This window comes from Gracilimonas sp. (assembly GCF_035704785.1).
In the GTDB taxonomy this organism is placed as follows: domain Bacteria; phylum Bacteroidota; class Rhodothermia; order Balneolales; family Balneolaceae; genus Gracilimonas.
Genome location: NZ_DASSWP010000138.1, coordinates 1 through 7,899 on the forward strand (window position 1 = coordinate 1; position 7,899 = coordinate 7,899).

Annotated in this window: 8 protein-coding genes and 1 pseudogene; 8 read left to right on the forward strand and 1 reads right to left on the reverse strand. The window is 41.9% G+C overall.

Features of this window, described 5'->3' with window-relative positions; genetic code table 11:
• Positions 1 to 242, forward strand: a 242-nt coding sequence (locus VFM80_RS08360) for a DUF2480 family protein (RefSeq protein WP_395071373.1), incomplete at its 5' end; no start/stop codon positions are given.
• A 19-nt stretch (positions 243 to 261) separates the two neighbouring features.
• Here VFM80_RS08360 and VFM80_RS08365 read toward each other — a convergent pair.
• Positions 262 to 534: a DUF2442 domain-containing protein gene (locus tag VFM80_RS08365; protein WP_395071374.1), complete on the reverse strand. Its 273-nt coding sequence runs from the start codon at positions 532 to 534 to the stop codon at positions 262 to 264.
• 234 nt (positions 535 to 768) lie between these two features.
• On the opposite strand from VFM80_RS08365, the gene VFM80_RS08370 reads away from it, so the two are divergent.
• The 7 genes and pseudogenes from VFM80_RS08370 to VFM80_RS08400 form a co-directional block, all read left to right on the forward strand.
• The gene (locus tag VFM80_RS08370) at positions 769 to 1,491 is read left to right on the forward strand and encodes an SDR family NAD(P)-dependent oxidoreductase (protein ID WP_395071375.1); all 723 of its coding nucleotides are present in this window, start codon (positions 769 to 771) and stop codon (positions 1,489 to 1,491) included.
• Positions 1,492 to 1,633: 142 nt separating this feature from the next.
• Complete coding sequence (fni, locus tag VFM80_RS08375) at positions 1,634 to 2,674, forward strand: type 2 isopentenyl-diphosphate Delta-isomerase (RefSeq protein WP_395071376.1); 1,041 nt, start codon at positions 1,634 to 1,636, stop codon at positions 2,672 to 2,674.
• Between the two features lie 38 nt (positions 2,675 to 2,712).
• Positions 2,713 to 3,708: a polyprenyl synthetase family protein gene (locus VFM80_RS08380; protein ID WP_395071377.1), complete on the forward strand. Its 996-nt coding sequence runs from the start codon at positions 2,713 to 2,715 to the stop codon at positions 3,706 to 3,708.
• Between the two features lie 19 nt (positions 3,709 to 3,727).
• Positions 3,728 to 4,552 carry an outer membrane protein assembly factor BamD gene (locus VFM80_RS08385; protein WP_395071378.1) on the forward strand — a complete coding sequence of 275 codons (825 nt, stop codon included), beginning with the start codon at positions 3,728 to 3,730 and terminating at the stop codon, positions 4,550 to 4,552.
• Positions 4,552 to 5,133, forward strand: a complete 582-nt coding sequence (gene nadD, locus VFM80_RS08390; RefSeq protein WP_395071379.1) for a nicotinate (nicotinamide) nucleotide adenylyltransferase — start codon at positions 4,552 to 4,554, stop codon at positions 5,131 to 5,133. Before VFM80_RS08385 ends, nadD begins: the two co-directional genes overlap by 1 nt.
• Positions 5,134 to 5,162: 29 nt before the next feature.
• Complete coding sequence (locus VFM80_RS08395; protein ID WP_395071380.1) at positions 5,163 to 6,185, forward strand: S66 peptidase family protein; 1,023 nt, start codon at positions 5,163 to 5,165, stop codon at positions 6,183 to 6,185.
• A 119-nt stretch (positions 6,186 to 6,304) separates the two neighbouring features.
• Positions 6,305 to 7,899: pseudogene (locus VFM80_RS08400) on the forward strand (amidohydrolase); the annotation flags it as partial.

Sequence of the window (7,899 nt, forward strand, 5' to 3'; positions counted from 1 at the left end):
ATTCATTTGCCAAAGAAGTATTTCTCGGGAAGAAAGAAGCTTTTCTTCACCAACTATACCAACGAAAGCTCGAAGAGTACGACTGGGGCCAATACGAAGACAAGTTCGTCCTTCTGAAAGGCTGCGGAAAAGTGCACATCCCAGATTCCATTTACTTGCTGGCTACCAATAAGTTAATGGGTACAGCTAAAAAAATTATGTACGGGGAAGCTTGCTCGAATGTACCGGTTTGGAGAAAGTAAGGATTGCTGATTCCGGTGATTAGTTCTCTTTGCTTACCAATGGATACTTTTCCGGGTTTTCGATTGATTCCAAGTGTAGGTCAACGTCTAAATCCGGCCAGTAGAAATGATTTTTTGATGAATATTCTACATTCGTCACTTCTTTGATCGTGGCTTTTTTAAACCACGGGAACTGTTTGTAGGAAAGAAAATATTCTTTAGAGTCATGAAAGAGCCAAATACCATGTGAAGAGATATTGGTTACTTCCGTTTTATTGTCCGAAATGGTTGTTCCAGCTTTCTCTGATTTCATCTTTATGCTCCATTATTTGTTCAATAATTTCTGTAACCTGTTTTGAATTTAATCCATACACTGACTCAACTTCGATTTCAGGTTCGAGCTAAATTTTTGCTTCACCTTCAGCGTGAATTACATGTATAGAAGTCTATCTTCTTCCCTTGAAAAGAAAAAGAATCGGTATCCTTTAAAACGGAATACTGTTGGACTCATATTTTAATCTAACTCCATTAATCTAACGAATCAAGCATGCAGATATTAGTTACCGGCACCTCCCGCGGAATAGGAAAATCAATCGCAGCAAAGTTATTGGAAAATGGTGTATTGGTTATTGGTACTTCCCGTTCAACCAATACACTATTTCCTAATAACCAAAACTATCGGCACATCAAATGTGATCTTGCGGTAGAGGAAGACTTGGAAAAGCTTAAAGAAGTCTTTCACGAAAATGAGATTCCTGAAGTACTGATCAACAACGCAGGTATGTTCGAAGAGGCACAGTTTGATATTTCTGATGAGGATTGGCTGTCGAATTGGGATAAGACTATGCAGGTAAACTTACGCTCGTCGGCTTTGATCTCGAAGTGGGCGCTGAATGCCTGGACGAAGGCCGGAATTGAAGGGAGGCTCATCAATATTTCATCTCGGGCAGCTTATAGAGGAGATACCGGAGAATATGCGAGTTATGCCGCAAGCAAAGGAGGAATGGTCGCTTTCACCAAAAGCATAGCCCGCAGTTTTGGGAAGCATGGGATTACCGCCTACACTATTGCTCCCGGATTTGTGGATACGGATATGGCACAAGGGTCTATCGAAGTATATGGAAAAGATTATCTCACTAAAGACCTGGCGCTGGATTCTATTGCTCCGCCTGAACAGATCGCCAATATTGTGAGTTTGTTAGCGGAAGGGAAGCTAACACACGCTACCGGGCAAACCTTTCATGTGAATTCGGGTTCTTACCTGGTTTAATGTTTGGTGGTCGTTAAAACAAAGGCGTATGCAATACGCCCTTACGGTAAATTCCAGTTCGCATTTTATATGTGAAATCTTTTAATCCCATAAATCTGCGATCACATTTTGTGTTTTCGAGATTTAGTGGCAATTTCCCAACATGACAGACATCAGAGACCGAAAAAAAGACCACGTGGAACTTACTGTTACCGACGGTACCCAGTACGCTCAAACCGCCGGGTTTGAGCGGTATCAATTCATTCACAATGCCCTTCCCGAATTAAATTTTGAGGAAGTTTCCACTGAAGCCAAATTCTTAGGGCAAACCTTCAGCTTTCCTTTATTTATATCTTCAATGACCGGGGGATATTCTGAAGCCGGTCCGGTAAATTCAATTATCGCCGAGTTCTGTGAAGCCGAAAATTTACCCTTTGGCGTGGGGAGTCAACGTGCTATGCTGGAGGATGATTCATTAACTGAGACCTTTTCAGTTGTTCGTGATAAAGCTCCAAATGCTTTTATTTGTTCCAATATTGGAGGAGCACAACTCATTGGTGGACTGGGTACTAGGGAATTGACCACACTTATTGATTCGGTAAAGGCTAATGCCATCATTGTACATCTAAATCCGTTGCAAGAATTGATGCAGCCTGAAGGTGATCGTAATTTTAAAGGAATATTAGCCGGTATTGAGCAATTGGTCAAAGACACTGAGATCCCTGTTATTGTGAAAGAAACCGGAGCCGGGATCTCAGACCACACAGCTCGACGGTTATTGAATGTTGGAGTGGAAGTTATTGATGTTGCCGGGGCCGGAGGAACAAGCTGGGCTAAAGTAGAGAATTTCAGATCGTCCAATTCTTCAGCAAATCATCACTTTGATGAGTGGGGAATTCCAACAGCAGACTGTATTCAGCAACTCAGTAAACTGGAGTGGGAGCGGAGTTTTGAGATCATAGCCTCCGGCGGAATCCGTTCTGCATTTGATATTGCAAAATCATTGTGTTTAGGAGCGCATTTTACCGCTTCGGCTCAACCGGTCATCAAAGCGATAAAAAATGGAGGTTATGAAGGGTTAGAAAATCTTTTCCTGCAATGGCACAAAGACCTTAAAACAATACTTTTGTTATTAGGTTGCGATGGAACAGAGAAGCTGAATTCAACTCATCTGAAAGAGAAGCTTAGCTTAAATCATCCTTAAATTTCCTTATATTTATTCATTCATCTACGAAAAGAGCATTGAGTAAAACAGACCTACAGCAACTTTTATTGGATAAGATCGAAACCGGATTGAAAGAGATCGATCTTCCGGTTCAACCCAAAACCCTCTATGAGCCATACCGATATGCTCTTTCTGCAGGAGGGAAACGGATTCGCCCAATGCTGACTCTTCTTGCCTGCGGTTTATGTGAAGGAAATCCTGAAGATGCCCTTCCGGCTGCTTTAGCTGTTGAGATCCTGCACAACTTCACCCTTGTTCATGATGATATCATGGATAGTGCAGATACACGCAGAGGTGAACCCAGTGTTTTTAAAAAGTGGAGTGAAAATATAGCCATCCTTTCCGGCGACGTTATGTTTGCCGATGCTTACAAGAAACTGAGTTATTATGGTCATTCTGATGAATATTCGAAGCATGAATTTGCTGCAATGCATGATGTTTTTGTCAAGGCAATAATCACGGTATGTGAAGGCCAGGCTTTGGATATGGAATTTGTAGAACGCCTGAATGTAAGTCATGAGGAATACATTCAGATGATAGCAGGTAAAACAGCTGCTTTACTTAGCGGTGCTTTAGAGATGGGAGCAATTTCCGCACACTCAACGAACCAAAAGAGAAAAGAATTGGCCGAACTTGGATATGAAATGGGAATTGCTTTTCAGATTCAGGATGATCTTCTTGATGCTACTGCCGATCCGGAAAAGTTTGGAAAAAGACCGGGAGGGGATATTTTCGAAGGCAAGAAAACATATCTTACTATACTTGCGTTAGAACGTGCAAATAGTGCTCAGGCAACTTTAATTGAAGAAACGCTTGACCAGGAAAAGCCTAATGATGAACAAGTGGATCAGGTGCTTTCGATCATGAAAGAATTAAATGTACTGAGTGATGTAGCAGATGAAGTAGAACAGCACTACCAAAAAGCTTTTCAACTATTAAATAAATTTAGAACGTCAGATTATCAACAAGAGCTTGAAAAACTTCTTATCTTCTTGCAAAATCGTGACCATTAAATCACAATAACTTTATTCAATGCGTAACAAACTTACACTTATACTGAGTCTCTTATTTATTTTTTCTGCCTGCTCAAATGATAAACTTATAAAGCGGGGAGATACACTGGATGTTGCCTACGAGAAGGCCATGGCTTTTTACGATGAAGAAAATTATAACGAAGCAGCCAACGCTTTTGAAACAGTGACAAGGTTGGGAAGAGGGACTGAATACGGTCAGGAAGCTCAGTTTTATTTGGCTGAGAGTTATTATAAAGGCGGACGTTATTTATTAGCCGCTTCAGAATATGACCGCTATGTGGGCTTGTATCCACAAGACGAACGCAGGCAAGAAGCTGAATTTAAAGCAGCCATGAGTTATTTCCATCAAAGTCCAAGGTATAAGCTGGATCAATCAGCTACACGCAACGCAATAGAGCGATTCCGGTTATTTAACAACCGCTATCCTGATTCTGAATTAGTAACTGAATCAGCTGCCAGAATTGATGAATTAAGGAATAAACTGGCGCGAAAATCTTATGGAGCTGCACAGTTCTATCTGAGAACTGAACAGTTTAGGGCAGCTACTATATATTTAGATCTTACTATTGATCAATATCCGGAATCGGAATGGGCGGAACGTGCTTTAGTGGACCAGATCAAAACTTACATAACCTATGCTGACAATAGTGTAGTAGAACGACAAGCAGAGCGATATACCAAAGCAATCGAAAACTACGAAAAGTTCTTACAGCTGTTTCCTGACAGTGATTTTAGAAGTGAAGTGGAGACTTACCACGACGAAGCACAACGCAAATTGGCCAATGTTCCTGAAACTTTAGGATCAGAAACAGAACAAAGCTAATGCCTCCCAAAATTGGTTTATTTGGAGGAACCTTCGACCCGGTTCATAAAGGGCATCTTTCCATAGCCCACTCGTACCTTGATTCTGATTTCGTGGATAAATTATGGGTTTTATTAACTCCTTACCCTCCACACAAGCAACTCTCTCAGGCATCCTATGAGATCCGGTTAAAGATGCTAAACGCTGCTTTTGAAGGGGTGAATCGGGTAAGTGTAAGTACCATTGAGAATAGCCTGCCAAAACCTTCTTACAGTGTCCAAACGATCCGGCACTTAAAACAAGAGCATCCGGATACTGAATTTTTCTATTGCATGGGTGAAGATAGTCTATCAAAGTTTCATACTTGGAAATATTATCGGGAAATTTTAGAAGAATGTGAGCTTCTGGTTGCAAAGCGACCCGGTGTTACGCATGATGAAGTGGAAGAAGTGATCTTAGACCATTCATATTTTGTAGAACATACGCCTTTGGATATTTCATCTTCAGAAATAAGAGGCCGGGTGTCAGCCGGTGAATCCATTGAAGACCTTGTTCCTGATAAGGTTTTAGAAATCATTGAAAAAGAGCAGTTATATAGCTAACTACCGCCTTTCACTAATTATCAGAAAGAATGGCCTTTACACGACAAGATTTTCTTAAAACATCTCTGCTTTTTCCTTTAACCGGTATTGCACTTAGCAAATCAAAGTGTACTTCAGATCCCGCCGATGATCAGCCAATGATCAAACCCAAGGCTTTAAAAGAGGGTGATACGTTAGGTTTAATAGCCCCGGCCAGCCCAATCTATGAAGAAAGTGAATTTCAGCAGATGCTCACAGATCTTGAGGCATTAGGTTTTAAGCTTAAGCTTGGAGAGCACGTGAGAAACAGGTATGGTTATTTAGCCGGAACAGATGAGGAAAGGCTGGAAGATCTGATGAATATGTTCCGGGATCCTTCGGTGGATGGAATCATGTGCGTAAGAGGAGGATGGGGGTGTAATCGAATTCTGTCCTCAATTGATTATGAAGTGATCAGGAAAAACCCCAAAGTATTTTGTGGTTTTAGTGATATTACTTCGTTGCATATGGCTTTCTACAAGAAAAGCGGCCTGCATACTTTTCATGGACCTGTTGGAAAATCTACTTGGAATGACTTTACGATTGATGCCTTCAAAACTATTACCTGGAGGGGAAGTGCTGCAGAATTTGGTATTCCGAAGGAATTTGATAACAGTTTTGTGATCACTCAGGGTGCTTCTGAAGGGAAATTATTGGGTGGCAATCTATCCGTACTTGTTTCTATGATCGGATCAGACTATCTGCCTTCATTTGAAAATGCGATCCTGTTTTTGGAAGACATCGGAGAAAGCGTTTATAGAATAGACCGAATGCTTACTCAATTGAAACTGGCCGGTATTCTGGATCAATTATCAGGCTTTGTGTTTGGTAAGTGCACCGACTGTTCAGCAGGAAGTAATAGTCTTACGCTCGAACAAGTTATGGACCATCACATTGCGCCGCTTAATATACCGGCATTCTACGGAGCAATGATTAGTCATAATGATCATAACATTACCTTACCTGTTGGACTGGAGGCTAAAATGGATGCTTCTCAAAAAACCATAAGCATTTCAGATTCAGCGGTTGTTTAAATAGAGCGGGATAAGAAACTATTGGTTGATCTCCGATACAACTTTTAATGCTTTTAGAAGCAACAAAATATTATACTCACGTAGAGTATCTCTCAAACACTAAGTAATCTTATCAAAAAATGAAGAAAACAGAAGCCAGGATGTGGGTACACATCCCGTTAATACTAGTATTGGGTTTATTTACATTTCAAAATTCTACTGCCTCAAGCTTTATTGTACAACAAGACACTGCTGCTGCAGATACCAATAAAATTGAAAAAGCTGATAATGAACTGCCCATGGAACCCGGCCGGGTAATCGAGTTCACAACCAGCGAAGGAACCTGGATGTCATTGGATATCAGTCCCGACGGACAGCATATCGTCTTTGATCTGCTGGGGGATATCTATCGGATTCCGGTATCGGGGGGAGACGCCGAGCAGCTCACCGATGGAATGGCTTTTGATACGCATCCGCGCTACAGCCCTGATGGACAATATGTGTTATTTACCTCGGATGCTTCCGGAGAAGAAGATCTGTATTACGTGAATGTAGAAGATACCTCGGAAATAGAACAAATTACCAAAGGAGGAAATACCCGTTACACCAATGCCGACTGGACTCCCGACGGCGAATACGTGGTCGCTTCCAAAGGCGGATTGACTCCTAAACTCTGGCTAATCCACAAAGAGGGAGGAAGCGGAACCGCGTTGATTGGCGAGCCTGAAAACCTTAAGATCATTGATCCGGCTATTTCTCCGGATGGAAGATATGTTTACTACTCACAGCGAAACGGAGCCTGGAATTACAATGCACAGCTTCCGCAATATCAAGTAGGGCGTTATGATCGAGAAGACGGTTCACGCCAAACGGTGACTTCCCGCTATGGTTCGGCTTTCACTCCAACATTGTCAAGTGATGGCAAATGGATGGTGTACGGCTCCCGTTATGAAGAAAACACCGGTTTAGTGATTCGGGATATGGAAACGGGGAACGAACGCTGGTTGGCTTATCCCATCCAAAGAGATGATCAGGAATCGATCGCAACTATGGGTGTACTGCCGGGAATGACCTTCACAAATGATGATAAGAATCTGTTAACTTCTTACAATGGAAAGATTTACAAAATCAATATTGAAAGCGGAGAATCGACTGAAATACCGTTTGAAGTAAATGTACATCTTGAAATGGGGCCGGAAGTGTTCTTCAAATATCCTATAAATGATGACACTGAAAAACTGGCTACACAGATAAGGGATGCGACCCCTTCACCAAATGGAGAACAGCTTGCGTTTACCGTCCTTAACAAATTATACGTACAGGATCTGCCCGCTGGAGAACCCCGCAAGCTAACCAATACTGATTTTGTAGAAGCCCAGCCGACCTGGTCTCCCGATGGAGAATGGATAGTTTATGCCACTTACGATGCTGAGGAGGGAGGAGCTTTATATAAAGTAAATCCAAATGCGAGACGAGTACACCCTGAGAAAATTACGGAAACCCCCGGTATATACAGTGAGCCTGCATGGTCTTATAATTCTGACCGAATTGTGGCTATTTGGGGGCCAAACAGAAGTTATCAGCAAAATCACGGCAGTTCAGCCCAGGAATTGGTTTGGATTTCACCGGATGGAAGTGAAGCTAATTTGATAGCCACAAGAGAAGGTAGAAGCACCCCTCACTTCGTTAAAGATAATGACCGCATTTATCTGAATCGCGGAAATGGTACGCTGCT